General features: G+C 70.1%; 20 protein-coding genes and 1 pseudogene. 8 read left to right on the top strand and 13 right to left on the bottom strand.

Features of this window, described 5'->3' with window-relative positions; genetic code table 11:
• Positions 1 to 48 precede the first annotated feature (48 nt).
• Positions 49 to 3,357: an efflux RND transporter permease subunit gene (locus EV148_RS03185; protein WP_131993327.1), complete on the bottom strand. Its 3,309-nt coding sequence runs from the start codon at positions 3,355 to 3,357 to the stop codon at positions 49 to 51.
• Between the two features lie 51 nt (positions 3,358 to 3,408).
• Positions 3,409 to 4,650: an MdtA/MuxA family multidrug efflux RND transporter periplasmic adaptor subunit gene (locus EV148_RS03180; RefSeq protein ID WP_131993324.1), complete on the bottom strand. Its 1,242-nt coding sequence runs from the start codon at positions 4,648 to 4,650 to the stop codon at positions 3,409 to 3,411.
• Between the two features lie 265 nt (positions 4,651 to 4,915).
• On the opposite strand from EV148_RS03180, the gene msrA reads away from it, so the two are divergent.
• Together msrA and msrB are read left to right on the top strand one after the other, a co-directional pair.
• Complete coding sequence (gene msrA / locus EV148_RS03175; RefSeq protein ID WP_131993321.1) at positions 4,916 to 5,575, top strand: peptide-methionine (S)-S-oxide reductase MsrA; 660 nt, start codon at positions 4,916 to 4,918, stop codon at positions 5,573 to 5,575.
• Positions 5,572 to 5,994, top strand: a complete 423-nt coding sequence (gene msrB, locus EV148_RS03170) for a peptide-methionine (R)-S-oxide reductase MsrB (protein WP_131993318.1) — start codon at positions 5,572 to 5,574, stop codon at positions 5,992 to 5,994. Before msrA ends, msrB begins: the two co-directional genes overlap by 4 nt.
• Before the next feature lie 17 nt (positions 5,995 to 6,011).
• Here msrB and EV148_RS03165 read toward each other — a convergent pair whose 3' ends face one another.
• From EV148_RS03165 to EV148_RS03155, 3 genes are read right to left on the bottom strand one after another with little or no spacing between them, the layout of a single operon-like run.
• Positions 6,012 to 7,547: an ATP-binding response regulator gene (locus tag EV148_RS03165; RefSeq protein ID WP_131993315.1), complete on the bottom strand. Its 1,536-nt coding sequence runs from the start codon at positions 7,545 to 7,547 to the stop codon at positions 6,012 to 6,014.
• On the bottom strand, positions 7,547 to 7,987 hold the full coding sequence (locus tag EV148_RS03160; protein ID WP_131993961.1) for a response regulator: 441 nt from the start codon (positions 7,985 to 7,987) through the stop codon (positions 7,547 to 7,549). Before EV148_RS03160 ends, EV148_RS03165 begins: the two co-directional genes overlap by 1 nt.
• Positions 7,988 to 7,995: 8 nt before the next feature.
• Positions 7,996 to 9,726, bottom strand: a complete 1,731-nt coding sequence (locus EV148_RS03155) for a sensor histidine kinase (protein WP_241987954.1) — start codon at positions 9,724 to 9,726, stop codon at positions 7,996 to 7,998.
• Between the two features lie 249 nt (positions 9,727 to 9,975).
• Between EV148_RS03155 and EV148_RS03150 the strand changes: the two genes are divergently transcribed.
• From EV148_RS03150 to EV148_RS03140, 3 genes and pseudogenes are all read left to right on the top strand, one after another.
• On the top strand, positions 9,976 to 10,296 hold the full coding sequence (locus tag EV148_RS03150) for a hypothetical protein (RefSeq protein ID WP_131993312.1): 321 nt from the start codon (positions 9,976 to 9,978) through the stop codon (positions 10,294 to 10,296).
• Positions 10,297 to 10,386: 90 nt separating this feature from the next.
• A pseudogene (locus EV148_RS19125) lies at positions 10,387 to 10,449 on the top strand (hypothetical protein); the annotation flags it as partial.
• Between the two features lie 68 nt (positions 10,450 to 10,517).
• Positions 10,518 to 12,629: a TonB-dependent receptor family protein gene (locus EV148_RS03140; protein WP_131993309.1), complete on the top strand. Its 2,112-nt coding sequence runs from the start codon at positions 10,518 to 10,520 to the stop codon at positions 12,627 to 12,629.
• A gap of 190 nt (positions 12,630 to 12,819) precedes the next feature.
• On the opposite strand, the gene EV148_RS03135 is transcribed toward EV148_RS03140, so the two are convergent.
• Entirely contained in the window at positions 12,820 to 13,413 is a 594-nt protein-coding gene (locus EV148_RS03135) for a DUF937 domain-containing protein (RefSeq protein WP_131993305.1), read from the bottom strand.
• A 156-nt stretch (positions 13,414 to 13,569) separates the two neighbouring features.
• On the opposite strand from EV148_RS03135, the gene EV148_RS03130 reads away from it, so the two are divergent.
• From EV148_RS03130 to EV148_RS03120, 3 genes are all read left to right on the top strand, one after another.
• Positions 13,570 to 13,932 carry a hypothetical protein gene (locus tag EV148_RS03130; protein ID WP_131993302.1) on the top strand — a complete coding sequence of 121 codons (363 nt, stop codon included), beginning with the start codon at positions 13,570 to 13,572 and terminating at the stop codon, positions 13,930 to 13,932.
• 84 nt (positions 13,933 to 14,016) lie between these two features.
• On the top strand, positions 14,017 to 14,937 hold the full coding sequence (rocF, locus tag EV148_RS03125) for an arginase (protein WP_131993299.1): 921 nt from the start codon (positions 14,017 to 14,019) through the stop codon (positions 14,935 to 14,937).
• 135 nt (positions 14,938 to 15,072) lie between these two features.
• Positions 15,073 to 15,639 carry an Hpt domain-containing protein gene (locus EV148_RS03120; protein ID WP_158287288.1) on the top strand — a complete coding sequence of 189 codons (567 nt, stop codon included), beginning with the start codon at positions 15,073 to 15,075 and terminating at the stop codon, positions 15,637 to 15,639.
• Positions 15,640 to 15,674: 35 nt separating this feature from the next.
• On the opposite strand, the gene EV148_RS03115 is transcribed toward EV148_RS03120, so the two are convergent.
• The 7 genes from EV148_RS03115 to EV148_RS03085 all read right to left on the bottom strand — a co-directional run bounded on the left by EV148_RS03115 (position 15,675) and on the right by EV148_RS03085 (position 24,408).
• Positions 15,675 to 17,018, bottom strand: a complete 1,344-nt coding sequence (locus EV148_RS03115; protein ID WP_131993293.1) for a M12 family metallo-peptidase — start codon at positions 17,016 to 17,018, stop codon at positions 15,675 to 15,677.
• 133 nt (positions 17,019 to 17,151) lie between these two features.
• Positions 17,152 to 18,231 carry a sulfate/molybdate ABC transporter ATP-binding protein gene (locus EV148_RS03110; protein ID WP_131993290.1) on the bottom strand — a complete coding sequence of 360 codons (1,080 nt, stop codon included), beginning with the start codon at positions 18,229 to 18,231 and terminating at the stop codon, positions 17,152 to 17,154.
• Positions 18,228 to 19,082: a sulfate ABC transporter permease subunit CysW gene (gene cysW, locus EV148_RS03105; protein WP_131993287.1), complete on the bottom strand. Its 855-nt coding sequence runs from the start codon at positions 19,080 to 19,082 to the stop codon at positions 18,228 to 18,230. Before cysW ends, EV148_RS03110 begins: the two co-directional genes overlap by 4 nt.
• Complete coding sequence (gene cysT, locus EV148_RS03100) at positions 19,079 to 19,915, bottom strand: sulfate ABC transporter permease subunit CysT (RefSeq protein ID WP_131993284.1); 837 nt, start codon at positions 19,913 to 19,915, stop codon at positions 19,079 to 19,081. The genes cysW and cysT overlap by 4 nt, the downstream gene beginning before the upstream one ends.
• Positions 19,916 to 19,943: 28 nt before the next feature.
• Positions 19,944 to 20,951, bottom strand: coding sequence for a sulfate ABC transporter substrate-binding protein (locus EV148_RS03095; protein ID WP_131993281.1), 1,008 nt, complete (start codon positions 20,949 to 20,951; stop codon positions 19,944 to 19,946).
• Positions 20,952 to 21,120: 169 nt separating this feature from the next.
• Complete coding sequence (locus EV148_RS03090) at positions 21,121 to 23,337, bottom strand: TonB-dependent receptor family protein (protein ID WP_131993278.1); 2,217 nt, start codon at positions 23,335 to 23,337, stop codon at positions 21,121 to 21,123.
• A 228-nt stretch (positions 23,338 to 23,565) separates the two neighbouring features.
• The gene (locus tag EV148_RS03085) at positions 23,566 to 24,408 is read right to left on the bottom strand and encodes a hypothetical protein (protein WP_131993275.1); all 843 of its coding nucleotides are present in this window, start codon (positions 24,406 to 24,408) and stop codon (positions 23,566 to 23,568) included.
• Between the last annotated feature and the right edge of the window lie 140 nt (positions 24,409 to 24,548).

The raw sequence follows: 24,548 nt of genomic DNA, 5'->3' as shown, positions 1-24,548 counted from the left end.
GCGCGGGCGGAGGCTCGGGCCGGCGCGGCGGCGTGCGGACGGGGAACGTCATGCCGACCTCGGCTGCGCGATCATCCGCGCGCGCGCCGCACGGCGCCGTCGCGCCCAGTCCGACAAGCGCTCGAAATAGAGGTAGATCACCGGCGTCGTGTACAGGGTGATCAGCTGCGACAGCAGCAGGCCGCCGACGATCGACACGCCGAGCGGCTTGCGCAGTTCCGAACCGATGCCGTTGCCGAGCGCAAGCGGCAGTGCGCCGAGCAGGGCGGCCGCGGTCGTCATCATGATCGGCCGGAAACGCAGCAGGCAGGCGCGGCGGATCGCCTCGTGCGGTTTCATGCCGTCGCGCTGCGCCTCGATCGCGAAGTCGATCATCATGATCGCGTTCTTCTTGACGATGCCGATCAGCAGCACGATGCCGACGATGCCGTCGACCGACAGGCTCATGCCGCACGCGATCAGCGCGAGCAGCGCGCCGACGCCCGCCGGCGGCAGGGTCGAGATGATCGTGATCGGATGGATGTAGCTCTCGTAGAGCACGCCGAGCACGATGTAGATCACCACCACCGCGGCGAGCAGCAGCAATACCTCGTCGGTGAGCGAGGAAGAGAATTCGGCCGCCTTGCCGACGAACTGCCCGCGCACCTGCGGCGGGAGCTTCAATTCCGCCTCGACCGCATGGATCGCGTCGACCGCATCGGACAGCGAATGGCCGCGCGCGAGGTTGAACGAGATCGTCACCGCGGGCAGCTGGTCCTGGTGGCTGACCACGAGCGGCGCGTTCGTCTCGGTCGCGCTCGCGAGGGCCGACAGCGGGATCGCGCCGCCGGCGCCGAGCGTGATGCCGACGTTGCCGGTACTGCCGATGCCTGACGGCGTCGCCGAATTGCTCGACGTCGCCTGGCCGAGCGTGGTCGCGTTGCTGCCGGTCAGCGCGCCGTTGCCGTTGCCACGCACGGTGAGCTGGTCGAGCAGCGCCTTGCTCGTGCGGAACTCGGGCGCGACCTCGAGCACGACGCGGTACTGGTTGAGCTGGGTGAAGATCGTCGAGATCTGGCGCTGGCCGAACGCGTCGTAGAGCGTGTCGTCGATCGTCTGCACCGGCACGCCGAGCCGGCTCGCCTTCTCGCGGTCGATCGTGAGGTGCAGCGCATTGCCCTGCGTGGCAAGGTTGTTGTCCACGTCGGCGAGCTCGGGCCGCTTGCGCAGCGCCTCGGTCATGCGCGCGGCGAAGCCGGCGAGCTCGCTCGAATTCACTTCCGACAACGCGTACTGGTATTCGGTCGGCGCGACGCGCGTGTCGAGTGCGACGTCCTGTACCGGCTTGAGGTAGAGCGCGACGCCGGGGATGTGCGCGGCCGCGCGCTGCAGCGCGGGCACGACCTCGGCGAGGCCGCCGCGCTCGCCGCGCGGCTTCAGCACGATGCTGAGCTGGCCCTGGTTGAGCGTCGGGTTGACCGAGCCCGCGCCGACGAACGCGGCGACGCCGGCGACGCCGGGCACCTGGCGCACCGCATCGGCGACCGCCTTCGTGCGCTGCTCCATCGCCGGGAACGCGATGTTCTGGTCGGCCTGCACGACGCCGGCGACCAGGCCGGTGTCCTGTTCGGGCAGCAGGCTCTTCGGGATCAGCACGTACAAGGCGATCGTCACGACGACGGTCGCCGAGGCGACGAGCAGCATCAGCGGCTGGCGCGCGAGCACCCAGTCGAGGCTGCGTGCGTAGACGTCGACGATGCGCGTCCACAGGTCGCGCTTGCCCGCATGCGCGGGGTCGTCGTGCGCGTGGTCGCCGGCCGGCAGCGCGTCCGCCTTGAGCAGGTACGCGCACATCATCGGTGTCAGGGTCAGTGAGATGAACATCGAGATCGCGACCGCGATCGTCAGCACCCAGGCGAACTCGTGGAACAGGCGGCCGGTCACGCCGGGCATGAGCAGCAGCGGCAGGAACACCGCGATCAGCGACACGGTCAGCGACAGCACGGTGAAGCCGATCTCCTTCGCGCCCATGATGGCCGCGGCGACCGAAGGTCGCTCGTCATCCCCTTCTCCCCGCGGCGCGGGGAGAAGGTGGCCCGAAGGGCCGGATGAGGGGCCGCGTCGCGAATAGCCCTCGAGGTAGCGCACGATGTTCTCGATCATGACGATCGCATCGTCGACGACGAAGCCGGTCGCGACGGTGAGCGCCATCAGCGACAGGTTGTCGAGCGAGAAGCCGGCGAACGCCATCACGCCGAACGTGCCGAGCAGCGAGAGTGGCACGGCGATGCTCGGGATCACCGTCGCCCACAGGCGGCGCAGGAACACGAAGATCACCGCGATCACGAGCAGCACGGTGAGCACTAGCGTGAACTCGACGTCCTCGACCGACGCGCGGATCGTCACCGTGCGGTCGGAGAACACGTCCAGGTGCACGTCCGCGGGCAGCAGCGCGCGCAGCGCGGGCAGTTCCTTGCGGATGTCCTCGACCGTCTTGACGATGTTCGCCGAAGGCTGGCGGCGGATGTCGAGCAGCACCGCGGGCTTGCTGTTCGCCCATGCCGCGAGCTGGTCGTTCTCGACGCCGTCGACGACGCGCGCGATGTCCGACAGGCGCACCGGTGCGCCGTTCCGGTAACTGACGATCGTCGAGCGGTATTCCGCCGCGTCGGCGAGCTGGTCGTTGGTGCCGATGCTGTAGCTCTGCACCGTGCCGTTGAGGCTGCCCTTCGGCGCGTTGACGTTGGCCTGGGTCAGCGCGCTGCGCACGTCCTCCATCGTCAGGCCGAGGTTGGCGATCTGCGCCGGGTTCACCTGCACGCGCACCGCGGGGCGCACGTTGCCCGCGATGCTGACGAGGCCGACGCCGCCGACCTGCGACAGGCGCTGCGCGAGGATGCTGTCGGCGTAGTCGTTGACCTCGCGCAACGGCCGCGTGTCGGACGTGAGCATCAAGGTCAGGATCGGCGCGTCGGCCGGATTGACCTTGTTGTAGACCGGCGGGTAGGGCAGGTTCGAAGGCAGGGTGCCGCGCGCGGCGTTGATCGCCGACTGCACGTCCTGGCCGGCCGCGTCGATGTCGCGGCCCTGGTCGAACGTGATGATGATCGTCGACAGCCCGGCCGAGCTGTCCGAACTCATCGTGACGATGCCGGAGATCTGCCCGAACTGGCGCTCGAGCGGCGTGGTCACGAGCGCGGCCATCGTCGATGCGCTCGCGCCCGGATACTGCGTCGTCACGATCAGGCTCGGCGCGTCGACGTCCGGTAGCGCGGCGACCGGCAGTGCGCGCCAGCCGATGATGCCGAGCAGGAGCAGCGCGACCATGAGAAGCGAGGTCGCGATCGGCCGGCGGATGAACAGGGCGGAGAAACCCATGCTGGCGTCAACCGGCCGTGGCGTGACGCAGGCGGCGGAGGGAGTCGCGCATCAGCCGCCCCCGCGCCGTCCGCCGCGCCGCTGCTGCGGCGCGCCCGAATCCTTGAGTTTCGACAGCTCCTGCGCACTCGGCGGCGCCGGCGCCTCGCCCGGCGCGAGCGCCTGTACCTTGCTGCCGGGCTTGAGGCGGAACTGGCCTTCGGTGACGACCTTGTCGCCGGCGGCGATGCCGCTCGCGACGAGCACGGCGTCGTCGCCGGCATCGCCCGCGGTGGTGACGGGTTTCATCGCGACCGTGCCATCCGCCTGCAGCGCGTAGACGTAATTGCCCTCGGGGCCGCGTTGCACCGCGGTCGCCGGCACGACCAAGCCGCCGGCGACGGTGCGCAGCTTCACGCGTACGTTGACGAACTGGCCCGGCCACAGCGCGGCGTCGGCATTGGCGAATTCCGATTTCAGCTTGAACGTGCCGGTCGTCGTGTCGATCTGGTTGTCGATGACCTTGAGCGCGCCGGTCGCGATCACGTGCGCATCGGTGCGATCCAGGGCGGCCACTTCGAGCCCGGCCGCGGCCGCGGCCTGCGCGCTGCGCACGCCTTCGAGGTTCTGCTCGGGCAGGGTGAACATCACGTTGATCGGATGCACCTGGGTCAGCACGACGATGCCGCTGCCCGCGTTCGCCTGCACGATGTTGCCGACGTCGACCTGGCGGATGCCGGCGATGCCGCTGATGGGCGCGGTGATGCGCGTGTAGCCGAGTTGCGTGCGCGCGCTGGCGATCGCGGCATCGTCGGCGGCGATCAGCGCCTGCTGCTGGCGCACGGTCTGGCGCTGGTTCTCGAGGTCCTGCGCCGAGACGAAGTTCTTCTTGATGAGTTCCTCGTAGCGCGCGAGCGTGCTCTGCGAAGCCGAAAGCTGCGCGGCGTCCTGCTTCTTCTTCGCGACGGCCTGGTCGAGCGCCGCCTGGTAGGTGCGCGGGTCGATCTCGGCGAGCAGGTCGCCCTGCTTCACTTCCTGGCCTTCGGCGAAGTGCAGCGCCATGAGCTGGCCGCCGACCTGCGCATTGACGGTCACGGTATTCAGCGCCTGCACGGTGCCGAGCGCGGTGAGGTAGACGGGCACGTCGCGGTTGACCGCGGCGACGACCGTGACGGGGACGGGCGCGTCGGCATTGGCCCCCGCGCCACGCCGGCCCGCGCCTGCGGGCGCGGCACCGGAGTGGAAGATGCGCCAGCCGACGAGGCCGGCGACGAGCAGGACGACGACGATGAGCGCGAGCTTCCAACGCGACATGGATCTTCCTTCCGACAGGGGGCCGGTACTCCGCCGGCGCTGCGCGAAGGCTAGCAGCCGCACCTGAACGGCGGGACATGGCGCGGCGTAAATCCATCTTTACAACACGCCTGCACGGTTCCTGCATGGTCGCGCGCCACGCTTGCATTCGCCGCGCGCGCCTGCATCTGCAAGGAACTTCGCCGTGGACCTGTCCTGATCCCGCAGGCCGTCGGGTCCGGGCCTTCCGAACCAGCGCGTTCCCACTTCCCTGAGGAGTCATCGCATGAATGCCGTTTGCGACATCCCCGGCGCCGGCCTGGCCGTCGACCGCTCCCTCGTTCCCGACGCCGCGTTCGACCCGGCGCCCGCACCCGGCGTGCACGAGGCGCGCGCGGTACTCGCGGGCGGCTGCTTCTGGTGCGTGGAGGCCGTGTTCCGCGAGCTCGACGGCGTGCTCGAGGTGACCTCGGGCTACAGCGGCGACGATGCGGCGAGCGCGAACTACGAGCGCGTCTGCAGCGGCGCGACCGACCACGCCGAGGCAGTGTCGATCCGCTTCGATCCGCGGCGCATCAGCTACGGGCGCCTGCTCAAGGTGTTCTTCGCGGTCGCGCACGATCCGACCCAGGTCGACCGCCAGGGCAACGACCGCGGCCGCCAGTACCGATCGGTCGTGTTCCACGCCGATGACACCCAGCGCGAGGTCGCCGCCGCATACATCCGCCAGCTCGACGCGGCGAAGGTGTTCAATGCGCCGATCGCGACCCAACTGGTGCCGTTGGAGGCGTTCCACGACGCCGAGCGCTACCACCAGAACTACGCCGCGCTGCACCCGGAGCAGGCGTACATCGCCGCGGTCGCCGCGCCGAAGGTGGCCAAGCTGCGCAAGCAGTTCGGCGACTGGCTGCGCGCCGACGGGCCGAAGGACGGAGGCCTCGCATGACGACGTCCGCATCGGGCCATGACCTCACGCCGCTCTCCGCGGCCGAACGCGAGAAACTCGCCGCGCGGCTGACGCCGGAGGAGCGCTATGTGCTGTTCGAGCACGGCACCGAGCGGCCGTTCTGCGGCGGCCTCCTGCACGAGCACGGCGAAGGCGTGTTCGCCTGCCGGCTGTGCGGGTTGCCGTTGTTCCGTTCGGTCACGAAGTTCGAGTCGGGGACCGGCTGGCCGAGCTTCCATGCGCCGTTCGACCCCGCGCACGTGCGCGAGATCCGCGACACGAGCCACGGCATGGTGCGCACGGAAATCCGCTGCGCACGCTGTGACAGCCACCTCGGCCACGTGTTCCCGGACGGGCCGCCGCCGACCGGCAACCGCTACTGCATGAATTCGGCCGCGCTCGAGTTCGTGCCGGCGTGAGGCATCCGCCGCGCGCGTCAGCGCGCGCGGACTTCCTCGGCGAGCACGGCGAGGAGCTGGTCCGGGTCGACCGGCCGGTCGATGAAGCGGATGCGCGGCAACGGTGGCAGGTCGGGCTCGATCGCCGCGCGCTCGGCCGGCGCGGCGATCAGGATCAGCGGGCCGCGATAGTCGCGTTCGAGCAGGTGCGAGGCCGTCATGACGCCGGTCATCAGGGTCATGCGACCGTCCATGAGCACGACGTCGGGCAGGCCGTCGCGTTCGATCGATTGCATCGCGACCGCGCCGTTGTCGGCGGCCGTCACCGCGTAGCCGCTCGACTCTATGATGTCCTGCAGCATGACGAGCTTGCTCTCGCGCTCGATCACGACGAGCACGCGCTCGCCGTGGCCGCGTTCGATCGCGGCCGGCCCGCCCGCGTCCGCGCCGGCCGCAGGCATCGGCACGTAGAGCGAGAACGTCGAGCCCTTGCCGGGTTCGCTCTCGACGCGGATCACGCCGCCATGGTTGGCGAGGATGCGCTGGCACGACAGCAGGCCGAGCCCGGTGCCCTTTTCCTTGGTCGTGAAGAACGGCTTGAACAGCCGGTCGCGCACGTCCTTCGACATGCCGATGCCGGTGTCGCTGATCGCGATGCAGAGGAAGCGCCCGGGTCGCGCGCTCTCGCCCGCCTCGAAGAACGATTCGTCGAGCAGCAGCGGGCGCACCGTCACGCGCAGCGTGCCGCCCGCGGGCATCGCCTGCGCGCCGTTGAGGCAGAGGTTGAGCAGGCACTGCTGCAGCTCGGTCGCGTTGCCTTCGATTTCCAGCGCCCGCTCCGGCGCGTCGACGACGAACTGCACGTCGCTGGCGAGGCTGCCACGCAGCAACATCGCGAGGCCGTCGATCAGCGAGGCGATCGACATGCGGTGCGCCGCCGCGCGCGAGCCGCGTGCGAACGAGAGCATCGAGGCGACGATGTCGAGGCCGCGCTGGGTCGATTCGCCGATCAGCCGGCCGATCTTGCGGATTTCCTCGTTCGGATCGTCGCGCAGCATCGCCACGCCCATCGCGATCGGCTGCAGCACGTTGCGCAGGTCATGGCTGAGGCCCGACGCGAGCAGGGCGAGGCTCTCGTAGCGCTGCACGCGCAGCAGTTCGGCTTCGGCCGCGTCGCGCGCGCGCTTGTCCTCCGCCTCGGCGAGCGCGCGGCGCACCGCGCTCGCCAGCCGCGCGAGGTTGTCCTTGAGCACGTAGTCGGTCGCGCCGCGGCGCAGCGCCTCGACCGCCGCGTCCTCGCCGATCGTGCCCGACACGAACAGGAACGGCACCCGCGGCGCGGTGTCGCGCGCGATATCCAGCGCGCGGTAGCCGGAGAACTCCGGCATGCTGAGGTCGGACAGAACGATGTCCGGCGTGAACGTCGCGAGCGCGCCGGCGAAACCGGCTTCATCCTCGACCCGGCGCCAGTCGACCTCGAGGCCGTCGTCGCGCAGCTGGTCGAGCACGAGCTCGGCATCGAGCTCGCTGTCCTCGACCAGCAGCACGCGCAGCGCGGGCGAGGCGTCCGCCATCAGGCCTCGGGGCGCGCTTCGTTCATGACGGCCCAGAACTGGCCGAGCGTCTGCACCGCGTCGAAGAACTGCCTCGCGTCGACCGGCTTGACCACGTAGGCGTTCACGCCGAGGTCCCAGCTCGCGGCGAGGTCGCGCTCCTCGCGCGACGAGGACAGGATCACCACCGGTATCGAGCGCGTCGACTCGTTGGCGCGGATCTCGCGCAGCACCTCGATGCCGTCCATGCGCGGCATCTTGATGTCGAGCAGCACGACCACCGGATTGCCGTCGCGGCGGTCGGCGAATGCGTTGCGCGCGTGCAGGAAGTCGAGTGCATCGACGCCGTCCTCGACGTGCACGATCGGGTTGGCGATGCGTGCCTCGCGCAGCGCGTCGATGGTCATCTCGGCGTCGGCGAGGCTGTCCTCGACGAGCAGGATGGAGCGGATTTCGCGGATCAAGGTGGTCACTCCCGGATGGATTCGTGTCGCGGCAGCGTGAAATGGATGGTTGCGCCCGTGCCGGTCTCGCCCTCGCCCCAGGTGCGCCCGCCGTGCCGCGCGACGATGCGGCGCACGGACGCGAGGCCGATGCCGGTACCTTCGAACTCCGATGCCTTGTGCAGACGCTGGAACACGCCGAACAGCTTGTCCGCGTACTTCATGTCGAAGCCGACGCCGTTGTCGCGCACCCAGAACTCCCGCGCGTCACCGTCGTCGCGGCAGCCGATCTCGATCTGCGCCGGCTCCCTGCCGGCAGTGTACTTCAGCGCGTTGTCGAGCAGGTTCTGCCAGGCCAGGCGCAGCATCGAGGCGTCGCCGATGACGACCGGAAGCGGCGCGACCTGCCACTGCACGCGTCGGTCCTCCACCGCCGACATGAGGGTCGAGCGCACTTCCTCGACGAGCGACTGCAGGTCGACGGGCTGCAGGCGCAGCGCGTGCCGCCCGAGGCGCGAGTAGGCGAGCAGGTCCTCGATCAGGGACGACATGCGGCGCGCCGAATCGGCGATCACCGCGCAGTAGTGGGCGAGCCTGGCGTCGCGTTCGTCGCCGAGCTGCGCGCCGAGCTTGTCGGCGAAGCCGGCGATGTGGCGCAACGGCGCGCGCAGGTCGTGCGAGACGGAATAGGAGAACGCCTCGAGTTCGCGATTGACCTCGGTGACCTGCTCGATCTTGCCGGACAGCTGGCGGTTGAGCTCGAGCACCTGTTCCTCGGAATGCTTGCGCGCGGTGATGTCGCTGACCGTGAGGAGGGCGGCCGGCCGGTCGGTGTCGGGCAAGTCGATCGCCCGCGCATTGACGATGACCCGGCGGCGGTTGCCGTCGGCGTCCTCCTGCTCGGTCTCGAAGTCCCAGAGCTCGCGGCGCTGCCCGACCACGTCGCGCAGGCGCTGCAGCAGCGCCGCGTCACCCCAGCCCCCAATGCCCTCGAGCGCGGCGCCCTCGGGCGACGGGATGCCGTAGAACTCGCTGAACGCGCGGTTCGCGTGCACGAGGGAAAGGTCCGCATCGACCACGGCGATCGGCTCGCGCACCGACTCGACGATGAGGCGGGCGCGCCCGACCGCGCTGCGCGCGCCCGCTTCGGCATCGATGCGGCGCGCGGTCTGCTTCTCGGCGACCCACAGCACGCCGCCGAGCAGCAGCACCTGCGCGATCGCGGTCGCGATCGTCACGAACTCGGCGAAGGCGACGCGCGCATCGGTGTGCCGCTGGCGCTCGAGCGCCAGTCGGTTCTCCTCGGCGAGCAGGTCCTCGGTGATGTCGCCGATCGCGACGCGGGCGATCAGTGCCGAGGGGTCCTGGCCGTCGACGATGTGGTCGAGTTCGGCGCCCGCCGCGTCGAGCCGGGCGCGCAGGAAACCGATCCGTTCCTGCTGCGACGGATTGTCGATCGTGAGTTCGCGCAGCTGCGCCAGCAGCGGCTCGAAGCGCGCGTGCGCACCCGCATAGCGCGCGCGCACGGCGTCGTCGCCGGGCACCAGGCGCGTCGCATACGCCGACGCCTGCAGTTCGGCGAGCGCCGCGTTGAGGTCGTACAGCGTCGCGCGCACCTGCTGCGAGTGGCTGAGCCAGCGGAACGAGTCGTTGGTCTCGTCGCTGGCGCGCTGGCGCACCAGCCAGCCGACGAAGACGACGAGCACGAGGCTGCCCATCAACGCCAGGAATCGCACATTGGCGGTGGTCAGTCGCACCGTTCGATACCTCCCCCGCGGAAAAGAAGGGCGCAACCGGCTATCTCGCATGAAACGGCCTGCGCGTCCAGCGCAGAACCTCGTGTTTCGTTCAGCAACGCAGGATGAACGGAACCGGCACCGTCGCCGCGCGCGTTAACGAAGGGTTTGGCGACGCGTCGCTACGGTCGCCGGGCTCCATTCGTTTCCACGGGACACGACAGCACCAACGGCCCTTGCCGGGCGAAAAGACACAGAGAGGGGATCGACATGGCTTCCATCGCACCACCCAGTACGTTCGCCGAGCGGCGTGCGCAGCGCGCGAAGCTCGCCGGCTCACTCACCGGCGATCTCGGCATCATCGCCCTCAACCTGCACCACGCGCTCAAGCGCAGCGACATCGTGGTGTGGACCGATGCCGCGGCGGAAGTGTACTTCGACGCGGCCGACCGCTGCCCCAACGTCGAGGCCGACCACCTCGTCGGCACCTACGGCCTCGGCGCGAACATCGCCGACATCGAGGCGGACCTCGGCGTCGTGCGCCACGAGCGGCTGTCGAGCTGGATGATCCTGTCGGGAGACGAGGCATGAGTATCGGTACCCGCTGCTGGTGATCCTCGTCCTCACGCTCGTGGCGGGCCGCCGGCGTGGCCGTACAGCCGCAGCTGGGGCTATTACCCGGCCGGCGGTGCGGGTGTGCTGATCGTGATCGTGGTGATCCTGCTGCTGCTCGGCGTCTTCTAGCGCCGCATTCGCGCGGCCGCTGCGGCATGCCTTAGGATGGCGGGCTTCCCGAACGGCCAGCCTGCGACATGCGTTCGATTCCATGGCGGTACCTGCCCGCCATCGCCTGCGTCCTGCCATCCACCGCATCGCCTGCCGCGGCCGACCTGCCGGCCGTGGTCGTAACGGCGACGCGCACCCCGCAGGAGGCGGACGACGTGCCGGCGTCGATCGATGCCGTCGCCTTCGACGACGTCGTCGACGTCTTCGGCGTCAATCCGTCGGACTATCTCGCCGGCATCCCGGGCCTGCTGGCGCGCGACCGGCAGAACTATGCGCAGGACGAGCAGATCTCGATCCGCGGCTTCGGCGCGCGCGCGACCTTCGGCGTGCGCGGCGTGCGCCTGTATACCGACGGCATCCCCGCGACGATGCCGGACGGGCAGGGCCAGGTGTCCCATTTCAGCCTCGATTCCGCCGCGCGCATCGAAGTGCTGCGTGGCCCGTTTTCGGCGCTCTACGGCAATTCCTCGGGCGGCGTGATCCAGCTGTTCGGCGCCGACGGCAGCGTGCCGCCGGAAATCTCGCTCGCGCTCGTCGGCGGCAGCTACGGCAATGCGCGCGCGAGCGTCAACGCGCGCGGCGTCGCCGGCGACCTCGACTACAACCTCGACCTCACGCATTTCCAGACCGACGGTTGGCGCGACCACAGCGCGGCGAAGCGCGAATCGGGCAACGCGAAGCTCGCATGGACGATCGGCGAAGGCGGCAAGCTCACCCTGCTCGCGAACACGCTCGCGTTGCCCGGCGCGGACGATCCGCTCGGCCTCACCCATGCGCAGTTCGACGCCGACCCGCGCGGCGTCGCGAGCGTCGCCACGCAGTTCGACACGCGCAAGAGCGTGCACCAGGACCAGGGCGGCGCGATCTGGGACCAGGACCTCGGTGGCGGCCACGCGTTGCGCGTGCTCGGCTACTACGGGACACGCGCGGTCGAGCAGTACCTCGCGATCCCGGTCGCGACGCAGGCCAATCCGAAGCATTCGGGCGGCGTGGTCGACCTCGACTCGCGCTACGGCGGCAGCGACGCACGCTTGACCTGGAAGGGAGAACTCGCCGGCCGCGCGTTCGAACTCGCCGCCGGCCTCAGCTGGGATCGCCAGGCGCAGCACCGGCGCGGCTACGCGAATTTTGTCGGCGACGTGCTCGGCGTGCGCGGCGCGCTGCGCCGCGACGAAGACGACACCGTGCGCGACTTCGACCAGTACGCGCAGGCGACCTGGCGTTTCGCCGACCGCTGGAGCCTCGTTGCCGGCCTGCGCCACAGCGACGTCGCCTTCCACGCGCGCGACCATTACGTGACGACCGGCAATCCCGACGACAGCGGCCGCGTCGATTACGGCGCGACGACGCCGGTCGCCGGGCTGCTGTGGCGCGCGGCGCGCGGCGTCAACGTGTACGCCTCGTACGGGCGCGGCTTCGAAACACCGACCTTCAATGAACTCGGCTATCGCGCCGACGGCGCGGCCGGCCTCGCGTTCGACCTCGATCCGGCGCGCAGCCGCAACGCGGAAGTCGGCATCAAGCTGCGACCGTCGACGTCGCTCGATGCGAGCGTGGCGCTGTTCCGCGCCGACACGCGCGACGAACTCGCCGTCGCGACCAGCGCGGGCGGACGGACGACCTACCAGAACATCGGCAAGGCGCGCCGCGACGGCGCCGAAGCGGCGCTCGCCTGGCGCGTCGGTGATGCCTGGACGCTGCAGCTTGCATGGACACGGCTCGACGCGACGTTCCGCTCCGCGTTCCTGACCTGCGCGGGCACGCCATGCACGACGCCGGATACGCCGGTCGGGGCGGGTGCGCGCATTCCCGGCGTCCCGCGCAGCATGGTGCACGCGGGGCTGCGCTGGGGTGGCGATCGCGGCTGGCACGCCGGCACCGCGGCCGATGCCGTCGGCGCGGTCGTCGTCAACGACCTCGGCACCGATCGCGCGCCCGGCTACGTCGTCGCCGCGGCCGACCTCGGCTATGCATTCGAACTCGACGCCGGCCGGCTCGATGCGTTCGCGCGCGTCGACAACCTGTTCGACCGCCGCTACGCCGGTTCGGTGATCGTCAACGACGCGAATGGGCGCTACTTCGAGCCGGCACCGGGGCGCACGGTCATGCTGGGCATGAAATGGACTTGGAATCGCTGAAAGGCGCCGGATAGCGTTCGCCTCGGTCGCGTCGTCGCCATGTCACGTTCGCTCGGCGGCGAGGGGTGCGGGAACCAAGCATTCATCGCAGGCCGCAGGCCGGAGTCGAAGGGCCGTCTCCTTGGGGGCGGCGCTCGGACTCCGTCCGTGGTGCGGGCCGTGCCCGGCGAACGGACATCGGGATGTGCCGTCAGGCGCGTCCGCGCGCCGCGCCGCCGAGCATCTGCGATCCGACCTTGAGCAGGTCCGACAAGCCGAGCTGGCCGTCGCCGTCCTGGTCGAGGATCGAGCCGAGCAGGCCGCCGTGCTGGCCCTGGCCGATCGTCTGCAATTCGCGACCGAGCAGGTCGCCGAGGCCGCCGCTGCCGTCGCCCTGTCGCTGCGTCATGTTGCCGAGCGCGGCCATCACGATCGGTGCGAGCATCGACAGCAGGGCACCGGCGTTCGCGCTGCCGATACCGCTGGCCTGGCCGATGTTCTGCGCGGCCTGGTCCTGGCGCCTGCCGAAGATGTGGCCGAGGATCGCGCCGCCGTCGCCGCCACCGCCGAGCACGCTGCCGAGGATCGAGCCGATGTCGCCGCCGGCATGGTCCTGCGCGGCGCGGTGCAGCGCGTCCGCGCCGGCGTCGGTCTGCGCGTTGCGCGCGAGCCCGCCGACGACCACGGGCACGGCTTGCTGGATGGCGGCTTCGGCCTGCGCCGGGTCGATGCCGAGGCGGCTCGCGATCGCCTCGATGCTCGCGGGATCGAGGTGGCTCAGCACCTGTCGGGTCAGATCGCTCATGGCAACTCTCCTGGATGGTTCGCATGCGCAGGGTCGCATGCCGACCTGTCGGGTGCATGTCGCCGGCGCGTGAAAGATCGTCACGCGAGGCCGGCACGAGCCGGCGGCGCCGAACGGGAGCACTATAGTCCCGTCCGACGGCTGCCGCAGGTGCCGATGAACGATACGGATCACCGCTTCGAACTGCTGCGTCGGCGCTACGCGCAGTCGTTCGCGGCCAAGCGGGCCGCGCTCGCGGATGCGTGGCTCGCCTTCGTCGCGATGCCCGACGATGCCGAGCGGGCACGCGAGTTGTCGATGCAGGTGCACCGGTTGTGCGGTTCCGCGGCCGCGTACGGCTACCTGCGACTCGGCGAGTGCGCATGCGCGGCCGATCGCCTCGTCGGTGACGAGCTCGCGGCGCCGCGGCTCGCGGGCGCCGAGCGCATGGGGCATTTCGAGGCCGCGGTGCGCGCGGTCATCGACGAACTCGCGGCGGCCGCCGCGGAGGAATCATCCCCGGCGCCGCAGCGGCCGTGACGCGACCGCGGTTTTCGCCGAGAATCCCGCGGTGAACTCCGACCGGGCGCGCCACGGCGCGCGCCGAATGCAAGCAGGGACCCCATGCATACCTTTCCCCCGATTTCCCTCATCGGCGCCCCGACCGACATCGGCGCCGGCCATCGCGGCGCGTCCATGGGCCCGGAGGCGCTGCGCGTCGCCGGACTCGCCGCCGCGCTCGCCGCGCGTGGCCTCGACGTGGTCGACCGCGGCAACGTGGCCGGCCCGTTCAACCCGTGGCTGCCGCCGACCGACGGCTATCGCCACCTCGGCGAGGTGGTCGCGTGGAACCGCGCGGTGATGCAGGCGGTCGCGGCGGAGCTCGCGCAGGAGCGCCTGCCGATCCTGCTCGGCGGCGACCACTGCCTCGCGATCGGCTCGATCACCGCGGTCGCGCGCCACTGCCGCGAGCAGGGCAAGCACCTGACCGTGCTCTGGCTCGATGCGCACGCCGATTTCAACACCAGCGCCATCACGCCGTCGGGCAACATCCACGGCATGCCGGTCGCCTGCCTGTGCGGTTTCGGCCCGCAGGAACTGACCGGGCTCGGCGGTGGCGCGCCCGCGCTGTCGCCCGAGCAGATCCGCCAGATCGGCATCCGCTCGGTCGATGCCGGCGAAAAGAAGCTCGTGCGCGACGTCGGCCTCGACATCTACGACATGCGCTACATCGACGAAGTCGGCATGAAGCGCGTGATGGAGGAGGCGCTGCTCAACCTCGGGCCCCGCGACCACCTGCACGTCAGCTTCGACGTCGATTTCCTCGACCCCGGCATCGCGCCCGGCGTCGGCACGACGATTCCCGGCGGCCCGAACTACCGCGAAGCGCAGTTGTGCATGGAAATGATCGCCGACAGCGGACGGCTCGGTTCGCTCGACATCATGGAACTCAATCCCGCGCTCGACGTGCGCAACCAGACCGCGATGCTCGCGGTCGACCTCGTCGAGAGCCTGTTCGGCAAATCGACGCTGATGCGCGACTGAGCCGCCTGGCGACGCCACCCACGCGCCGCCGGGCCGTCGTCACGCATGGGCTCGGCGTGGCGTCCGGGCATGGACAGCGGAGCGCGCGCGCGGTATGAACGAGGGCATCGATCGGGGAGTCGGCGTCGGAGCCGCATGAGTGCCGCGTTCGCGATAGGGTTGGTCCTGTTCGTGCTGGCGGCTGCCGGCATCGTCGTGGTCCTGCGTGGTCGGTCGCCGGCGCCGTCCGCCACGGAGGCGCCCGTGCGCGCCGCGCCGGCACCGCGTCGCCTGTCGCGCAGGAGCGCGCGCGCGGCTCCGGTCGAGGAGGTCGACGATGAACTGCGCGACGTCTTCGTCACCGAAGCGCGCGGCGAGATAGGCCACCTGCGCCGCGCGCTGCCGTACTGGCGCAGCGTGCCGGCCGACCTCGATCGCGCCGTGCCCCTGCGCCGCTCCTTCCACACGCTCAAGGGCAGCTCGCGCCTCGTCGGCGCGCCGGTGATCGGCGACTTCTGCGCGGCGATCGAGCGCCTGCTGCTCGCGGTCGTCGAAGGCAGCGTGCTGCCGGAGCCGGCCGTCATCGACACGATCGCGCGCGCAGTCGCCACCTTGCCGGCGCTGCTCGGCGAATTCACCGGGGAGCGCGCCACGCGCACCGACGTGTCGGCGCTCGTGCGCACCGCCGAGCACCTGCGTGGCGACGCGCCCGCGCCGCGCTGAGCCGCCGCGACCCCTGCATGCGACGCGTACAGGCTTCAGTCGAAGCCGTTCCTGAAGATCGGGTCCGCGGTCGCGCTGAGGCACGCCGGCGTGTGGCTGGCGATGTAGCCGAGCAGCGTGCTGATCTGCGCCGGGTGGAACACGAGGTCATTCTGGCCGCACGCCGCGCCGTTCGGGGCGCTCGTGTTGCAGTAACTCATCAACGTTCCATGGCCGCTGCCCGTGGCCGGGCAGCTCACCGGCCCGCCGTAGCAACCCGAAGCCGCCTCGCCCTTGTAGCAGACATCGATCGTGTTCGACGAAACCGGCCAGTTCGCCCCGTTCGCCGCGCTCGTGCAGTGCGTGTGTGCGGCGCCGAAGTTGTGGCCGAGTTCGTGGCCGACGATGCGTGCGGAAAGATCGACCGGCACCTGTGAACTCGTGAACACCTTGTTGACGCTGTAGCTGCCGCCGTTGCCGTTCTTGTTGCAATACGAATTGATCCAGGCGATGCCGGAGGCGGAGAAGCCGCCCGTCATCCGTCCGGACAGCAGCATCGTGAAGTCGCGATCGACCGCGGCATGGTTGGCCTGCCAGTAGTTGCCGAAATTGTTGAGATCGGTGCTGTTCGCGGCGGCATCCGGGGCGATCGCGTACGGCGTCGCGCCGGTGCGGAAGATCGTCGTGCCCTGCAGCAGCATCACATTGAGGTCGCGCACGTACATGACGTTCATGACCGCGAACAGGTCGGCGATCCAGTTCGTCGCCGCGGCGACGTTCGACGCGCCGGTGCCGCCGAAGCGATTGACGAGCAGCTCGCGATCGACGTCGACGGCGATCAGCGCGCCGCGCGGTAGCGTGCCCGCGATGCCGTTGCCGGACGAAAGCGGCAGCGGATCGGGCGGCGTGCCGAGGCCCATGACGCTGCCGTCGTCGGGCAGCACCTGCGGCACGACGCCCTTCGGCAGCGCTTCATCGGCGGGCTGCACGACGAGGCGCGTACCCTTCGCGTCGGAGCGTGCCGATATCGCGAACGCGCCGGACGGCCCCGAGCCGCTGCCCGTGACATTGCGGAAGCCGGGGTCGAACGCGAGGTGCGCGCGCACCTGGTCGCCGGCGTCGCGACCGATGGCTTCGATGCGCGGGCTGCGCGGCATCGCGTGTTCGCCGTCAGGCCCCTGCACGACGAGCCGTGCGCCTGCGGCATAGACGTCGATGCGCGTGAAGCGAAGGCTCGTGCGCCCGCCGTAGCCGTCCGGAAAATCGTCGATGGCGAGGCTGTCGCCGACGAGCAATGCGGCCAGCGCATCGATGTGTGCCGGTTGCAGCATGAGTTCGCGTGGCGCGGCGGCCGCGTGCACGCACGCCATGGCGAGGATGAGGGCGAGCATTCGGCGCATGACCGTTCCTCCATTCGGCACCCGGTCGTCATTCTAGACCTGCCGCGCGCGCGTGCGCTGAACCCGCGGGATCGCGCGGCACGCAGCCCCCCGGATCTTCGCCGACGGCTGCGACGACGCGACGTGAGGCGGATCAGCGCTGCGTGAGCAGGAGATCGCGCAGCACATGGCCGACACGCGCGCCCGTGTCGGCGAGCGGCTCATCGCCGCGGAACAGGACCTGCCGTCGCGCCGAAGGCACGACGAGGCGGCCGCGCTCGAGCGGCGCGGCTTCGTAGCGCGCGCGATCGTGGAGCGCGACCAGCGGGCGCGCGAGACGCGGATCGAGCGCCTCGATCCGCACGGTCGCGCCGAGGTCGCGCACGCTCTCGATGCGCGCGCCTTCGCCGCGTTCGGCCGGCACGAAGTCGAGGTCGTGCGGACGCACGAACGCGACCACGCGCTCGTCGTCGATGCCGGTCCAGCGTGCATGGATCGCCGCCGCCAGTTCGTTGACCTCGCCGAGGAAGCGGCATACGAACGGGCTCGCAGGGCGCGTGTAGAGCGTTTCCGAACTACCGATCTGTTCGATGCGACCCTTGTTCATGACCGCGATGCGGTCGGCGAGCTCGAACGCTTCTTCCTGGTCGTGCGTGACGAACACGCTCGTCACGTGGATGCGGTCGTGCAGGTCGCGCAACCAGCGGCGCAAGTCGGCGCGCACGCGCGCATCGAGCGCGCCGAACGGTTCGTCGAGGAGGAGGATATGCGGTTCGACCGCGAGCGCGCGCGCGAGCGCGACGCGTTGGCGCTGGCCCCCGGAGAGTTGCGCCGGGTAGCGGCGCGCGAACTCGCGAAGCTGCACGAGTTCGAGCAGTTCGCCGACCTTGCGTTCGAGTTCGGCGCGGCGCGGCCGGCGGAACCAGCCACGCACGCGAAGGCCGAAGGCGACGTTTTCGAACACGGTGAGGTGGTTGAACAGCGCGTAGTGCTGGAACACGAAACCGACGTGGCGCTTGCGCGCGCCCAGCGCGGTCACGTCCCGGCCCTCGAAGCGCACGCGGCCGCGATCGGGGAACTCGAGTCCCGCGATCGTGCGCAGCAGTGTGGTCTTGCCGCAGCCGGAGGGACCGAGCAGCGCGAGCAGCTCGCCCGACTCGATCGTGAGGTCGATGCCGGCGAGCGCGGTCGCGTCGCGGTAGCGGTACTCGATGGCGGACAGTTCGATGCTCATGGGGGGTTCTCGGCCTGCGTCGCGCGGCGCATGCGCCAGCCGACGAGTTGCTTCAATGCCAGCGTCGCCAGCGCGAGCAGGGCGAGCAGCGACGCGACGGCGAACGCGGCCGTGCGCTGGTATTCGTTGTAGAGGATCTCGACATGCAGTGGCATCGTGTTGGTGAGGCCGCGGATGTGGCCGGAGACGACCGACACGGCGCCGAACTCGCCGATCGCGCGCGCGTTGCACAGGATCACGCCGTAGGCGAGGCCCCAGCCGATCTTCGGCAGCACGACGCGCCAGAACATCGCGAAGCCGCCCGCGCCGAGCGTGATCGCAGCCTGCTCCTGCTCGCTGCCCTGCGCCTGCATCAGCGGGATCAGCTCGCGCGCGACGAACGGGAAGGTGACGAAGATCGTCGCGAGCACGATGCCCGGCACGGCGAAGATGATCTTGACGTCGTGCGCCGCGAGCCACGGCGCGAACAGCCCCTGCGCGCCGAACAGCAGCACGTAGATGAGGCCGGCGATGACCGGCGACACCGCGAACGGCAGGTCGATGAGGCTGAGCAGCAGGCCGCGACCCGGGAACGAGAAGCGCGTGATCAGCCACGCCGCGGCGATGCCGAACAGCGTGTTCGCCGGTACCGCGATCGCGGCGACGAGCAGGGTCAGGCGGATCGCCGCGCGCGCGTCCTCGTCGGCGAGGCTCGCGAGGTAGAAGTCGACGCCCTTTTCGAATGCGTAGCCGAACACGGCGACGAGCGGCAGCACGAGGAACAGCGCGACGAAAGCGAGCGCGAGCAGGAGCAGCGGCAGGCGCAGCCACCACGGGTCGCGCAGCGCGTTCGACGCCGGGCGCGCGCTCATGCGGCCCCCGCGGAACGGCGTCGCACGGTGAACAGCTGCAGCAGGTTCAGCGCGAGCAGGGTCGCGAACGAGCCCGCGAGCAGGACCAGCGCGATAGCGGTCGCGCCGGCGTAGTCGTACTGGTCGAGCTTGGCGGTGATCAGCAACGGCGCGATCTCCGACACCATCGGCATGTTGCCGGCGATGAAGATGACCGAGCCGTACTCGCCGAGCGCGCGCGCGAACGCGAGCGCGAAGCCGGACAGGATTGCCGGCCACAGGGTCGGCAGCACGACGCGCCACAGGGTCGTGAGCCGCCCCGCGCCGAGCGTCGCCGCGGCTTCCTCGACGTCGGGTTCGAGGTGCTCGAGCACCGGCTGCACGCTGCGCACGAGGAACGGCAGGCTCACGAACACGAGCGCGACGGTGATCCCGCCCGGCGTGTAGGCGATCTTCCAGCCGTGCGCCTCGAGCACGCGGCCGAGCGGCCCGTTCGACGCGTACAGCGCCGTGAGCGTGATGCCCGCGACCGCGGTCGGCAGCGCGAACGGCAGGTCGATCAGTGCATCGACGAACGCGCGGCCGGGGAAGCGGTAGCGCACGAGCACCCAGGCGAGCAGCGGCCCGAACACGAGGTTGACGAGGCCCGCGAGTGCGGCGCAACCGAACGTGACGCGGTACGCCGCGAGTGCACGCGGCGCGGTCACGATCGCCCAGAACTCGGCCGCGCCGAGCGAGGCCGACTTCCACGCGAGCGCGGCGAGCGGCAGCAGCACGATGAGGCCGAGATACGCGAGGCAGACGCCGAGCGTGAGGCCGAAGCCGGGCAGGGCGTGGCGGTGCTTCGCGCGCATCGATGCTCCCCTGTCCGGGACGCGCGGCCTAGCGGCCGGGCGTATAGATCTGGTCGAACGTGCCGCCGTCGGCGAAGTGCGCTGCCTGCGCCTTCTGCCAGCCGCCGAACGCCTCGTCCACGGTGAACGTCGGGACGTTCGGGAACTTCGCGGCGAACTTCGCCGCGACCGACGCATCGCGCGGGCGGTAGCCGTTCTTCGCGGCGATCTCCTGGCCGGCCGACGTGTAGAGGAACTGGAGGTACGCCTCGGCGACCTTGCGCGTGCCGTGCTTGTCGACGACCTTGTCGACCACCGCGACCGGCGGCTCGGCGAGGATGCTCACGCTCGGCACGACGATTTCGAAGCGGTCCTTGCCGCCGCCCTCGGCGAGCGCGAGCAGCGCTTCGTTCTCCCACGCGAGCAGCACGTCGCCCTGGCCGCGTTCGACGAACGTCGTGGTCGCGCCGCGCGCGCCGGTGTCGAGTACGGGCACGTTCCTGAAAAGCCTGGCGACGAAGTCCTTCGCCGCGGCGTCGCCGCCGGACTTCTTCGCCGCGTAGCCCCACGCGGCGAGGTAGTTCCAGCGCGCGCCGCCGCTCGTCTTCGGGTTCGGCGTGATCACGCCGACACCAGGCCTGACGAGGTCGTCCCAGTCCTTGATGCCTTTCGGATTGCCCTTGCGCACGAGGAACACGATCGTCGAGGTGTACGGCGCGCTGTTGTCGGGCAGGCGCTTTTGCCAGTCGGCCGGCACGAGGTTGCCATGCGTGGCGAGCGCGTCGATGTCCCAGGCGAGCGCGAGCGTGACGACGTCCGCCTCGAGGCCGTCGATGACGCTGCGGCTCTGCTTGCCCGAGCCGCCGTGCGATTGCTTGATCGTGACGGTCTCGCCGGTGCGTTGTTTCCAGTCCGCGGCGAAAGCGGCATTGACGTCGCGGTAGAGCTCGCGCGTCGGGTCATAGGAGACGTTGAGCAGGCTCGCGTCGGCGCGCGCGTGGCCGAAGGCGCCGGCCGCGAGCGCGGCGGCGAGCAGCGAAGCGGACCAGTGTCGCATGGCGGTTCCCCAGTCGAAGTTCGAGGGAACCAGTCTGGCAGCGAATTCGTTAGCGAGGCGTTAGGCGCGCATGACGAATCGGCATGCGGTTATGCAGCCACGGGGTCGGGCGCGAAAAAAACGGCTGCCATCCGACCGGATGGCAGCCGTTCGCCACGAAGCGGAGCGATCAGAACTCGTACGACGCGCCCGCGTAGAACGTGCGGCCGATGCCGGGCTCGAGGCCGTTCGAGAACACGCGCGAGTAGTACTTGCGGTCGGCGATGTTCGACACGCCGCCGAGCAGGCGCAGCTGCGGCAGCACCCACCAATCGGCCGAGAAGTCGGCCACCGTGTAGGAAGGCACCTTGGCCGGGATGTAATTGGCCGCTCCGGCCGTGCCGGCCGGCAGGTTCGAGTCCTGGAAGTACTGGCTGGCGACCGACACCGCCGACAGCGCGAGCTTGTAGTGCTTGTCTTCGCGCCACGACAGGCCGACGCGCGCGAGGTACTTCGGCGAGAACGCGGGCCGGTTGCCGAGGTTGGCGGGATTGCGCGTCGAGGTGAACTCGGCGTTGAGCAGGCTCAGGTTCGCGAACAGGGACAGGTGCCGTGTCGTCTTCGGATCGCGCGCGGCGAGGAAGTCGTAGTCGATCTGGCCTTCGAAGCCGCGATGGCGCGTGTCGCCGGTGTTCACGTTGATCGTGTTGTTCGGCGGCGCGTCGGGGCCGGCCGGCTGGCTCTCGATGCGGTCCTTGACGTTCACCCAGAACAGGCTCGCGTCGTAGAACAGGCCGTCGACCGGCGTGCCGTGGACGCCCGCTTCCCACGACAGCACGTGGGTCGGATCGGGGTCGTTGATCGATCCCGCGGCGGTATTGCCGAACGGCGAGCCGATATCGAAGTAGCGCACCGGGCGCCAACCTTGCGAGACGTTGAAGTAGGTCTCGTTGCCGCGACCGAAGTCGTTGCCGAAGCCGAGGCCGAACAGCGGCACCGTGTGATCGACGCTGCGGTCGACGAGGTCGCGCGTCAGATTCGGCGGCTTGACCGTTTCGTCGATGTCGACGTTCTCGCGCTCGAGGCGCACCGACGGTACGAAATGCCATCCACCGGCGAAGCGGAACACGTTCTCCGCGAACACCGCACCGTAGTCGGTCGAACGCTCCTGACGCAGGCGCGGGACGCCGTCGCGATCGTAGCGATCCGGCGTCAGGCCCTGCATCGTCCACTGCCGGAACGGCGCGTCCGAATGGTAGTAGGTCGTACCGATCGTGAAGGCGTTGCCGCGGCCCCAATGGTGTACGACGCGCGCGTCGAGGCCACCGAAGCGGAATTGGTCATCCTGCAGTGTCGACGTCGTCGGCACGGGGGAGTCCGGCGGCGGACGGTCCTGCGAACGCGACGCGTTGTCCTGGTAGCCGTACCAGAGCTTGGCGACGAGCTCGGTGTCGGCGTCGAACTTGCGGTCATGGCCGAGGATCGCGACGTAGCGGTCGGTCCACAGTTCGTTGTGCGGCGTCGTCACCGTTTCCGCATCCGCGGCGAACTGCGGATAGGAGAGCTTGCCCGGGTCGCCGGTGTCGAGGCTGTAGGCGTGGAAGTCGAACGTGTAGTACGCCGCGTCGTCAGGGCGATAGCCGAGGTGCAGGTCGCCGCCGCGCAGCTTCGAGTCACCGTTGTCGCGCTCGCCGTCGCTCGTGCGGTAGTGCGCGTCGACGAGGTAGTCCCATGCGCCCGAAGTGCCGGACAGCTGGTTGAACGTCGCGAACAGGCCGTTGCTGCCGGCGACGTTCTCGGTGTAGCCGGCGAGTTCGCGGTCGGCGACCGGCTTGCGGCTGACGAGGTTCACGACCGGCGGCGGCTCCGGCCCGTACAGCAGCGAGCTGCCGCCGCGGATCAGCTGCACTTCGGACAGCGTCTGCGGCAGCGGGAAGGTGTAGATCGTCGGATAGCCGATCCAGTCGGACATCAGCGGGATGCCGTCGAGCATCACGGTGACGAACTCCGACTCCTGCGGATTGCCGATGCCGCGGTAGCTGAGGTTCATCTGGCCGGGCGACTGCTGCTCGGAGTAGAAGATGCCGGGCGTCTGCGCGAACAGCGCGCGGTTGTTGTTGTCGACGACGGTCGGGATGCTGTCGAGCTTGGTGATCGAGGTCTTCTTCGTCACCGTGATGAGCGGGCCGTCGACCTCGCGCATGATGTGCTGCAGCTTCGGCCACGTGTCGTCGTGCAGGCCGCGCTCGCGCACGTTGATCTTCGGCAGTTCGGTCGTATTGTTGTTCTGCGCGTCGGCAGCGGCATCCGCTGCGGCGACGTCGTCCGCGCGCGCGATCGCGGGCGCGAACAGTGCCTGGGCAATCGCCAGGGCGAGCAGGCCCGGCACGATCTGGGTCGTCTTCATTGCAACATCCTCGGAGAGTGTCGCGCCGCCCCCCTTGGACGCGCGCAGCGCGCTTTATGACAGGCTTGCGCTGTATTGCGTACGGTCCATAGGCCTACGCCTGCAGGCGGATCAGCGCGAATTCGCCTCCGCCGGGACGCCCATACGGCTGCGTCCGGTTCCCGCTGGCAGCGCCGCTGGCGCCCCCGGGAGCGGCACGCGCAGGCGCGTGCCGCCGATGCACTCGGATCACCAACGCCGCTGCGGCGGATCCGGCACGAACCCGCCCGGGAACGGCTGCGGCTCGGTGCGCGCGACCGGGCGCGCGATGATGCCCTGCTCGACGAGGTTGGCGTAGCTGTCGTACCAGACCGCGAGCGTTTCGGCCGGCGTGCGCGACGCGCGCTCGAACGTGGTTTCGTCGACGTGGGCGTACTCGCGCGCGCCGTGGCCGGTGCCGAGCCGTTCGCCGGAGGCGAGGCTGTCGGCCTTGGCGCGGGCTTCGGGCTTGGCCTGCGCCAGCGAAGGGCTCGGCGCGGCTGCGCCGGCGGCACGTTCGCTGCGCTGCGTCTCCGCGGCCGGTGCCGGCGGGGCGGGCGGCGCCGCATCGCGTGCGGCTTCCTTCGCGATCCGCTCGCGCTCGCGCCAGACTGGCTGGCGCTCGATGAACACGGCGACGCCGATCACGCCGACGTTGTTCGGCCGACCGGTGCGCGCGGCGTAGCTGTTCGGCAACGCGGTGAAATTGAACTGGGCGATCTCATCGAGGTTCTTGCGCCAGCCGGCGATCTCGGTCGACTCCCACGCGTCGAGCACGTAACCGGTCTGGTTCGTGTCGGCGGTCTGGCCGCTCACCGCATTGACGCCGTCGACGCTGAGCACGGCGAGCACGCGCCCGCCGGTGCGGTTGGTCAGTCGCACCGAATAGCGATGCCCTGGCGTGCCGGCGACGTAGAGCTTGCCGCGATCGGCATACGTCGGCAGGGTCTGGCCGGTGTCGCGATCGACGACGGCGAGGTCGAGCAGGTTGCCCGCGTGGGCGGTCGAGGCGAGGCCGGCGGCGAGCAGGGCGGCGCAAAGCAGGGTACGCATGACGCATCTCCGTGGTGGGGCAGCAATGGGTCCAACGCCCCGGGGCGTCTCCCGGGGTTGAACCCGTGGCCGCGTCCCGGCGAACGCAGCCGCGTCGGCAAAAGCCGGAAAAGCCTGGAAGACGGAGCGCGGAGTAAAAG

Origin of the sequence: Dokdonella fugitiva (assembly GCF_004342425.1) — a bacterium.
In the GTDB taxonomy this organism is placed as follows: Bacteria; Pseudomonadota; Gammaproteobacteria; order Xanthomonadales; family Rhodanobacteraceae; genus Dokdonella_A; species Dokdonella_A fugitiva.
The sequence above is the reverse complement of the archived record's forward strand: the minus strand, read 5'-3'. Positions and strand labels throughout refer to the sequence as shown.